The sequence below is a fragment of the Lactobacillus sp. UMNPBX17 genome (assembly GCF_002553735.1).
Classification (GTDB): Bacteria; Bacillota; Bacilli; order Lactobacillales; family Lactobacillaceae; genus Lactobacillus; species Lactobacillus gallinarum.
This window is the reverse complement of the sequence record NZ_PCYT01000195.1, coordinates 1-348: the sequence shown is the minus strand read 5'-3', so window position 1 is coordinate 348 and position 348 is coordinate 1. Positions and strand designations below refer to the sequence as shown.

Below are 348 nucleotides of genomic sequence, written 5' to 3'. Positions count from 1 at the left end.
CCTATCCATCCCCGCATTAAAATACGGGGATTTTCGGGCGTTTTTCATTAAAAATACTTCTACCTACAAAAATATTCTTTCTTTAAGTAAAAATCCTCAGCAAATTGCCAGCGAAATTACAGCAATCGATATTTTACATCGACAAAATAGCAAAAGAATAAAAGAAATTCTAAGCCACGATATCTCTAAAGAAATAATTGATTATTTTAATGACAGTATTTTTGAATCTACGGTCAATAAAGGAACGGATTTTTTCGATCCTAATGGTAAAGGAAAATTTAGAGTTTTTTCTATTTCGAAAATTGCAATTTCAAATTGAACACTTTTGAAAATTAAATTCTGTATATT

1 pseudogene is annotated in these 348 nt (G+C 28.7%); it reads left to right on the top strand.

The window, feature by feature from the left end:
• A pseudogene (locus CP368_RS10270) lies at nt 1-319 on the top strand (hypothetical protein); the annotation flags it as partial.
• Between the last annotated feature and the right edge of the window lie 29 nt (nt 320-348).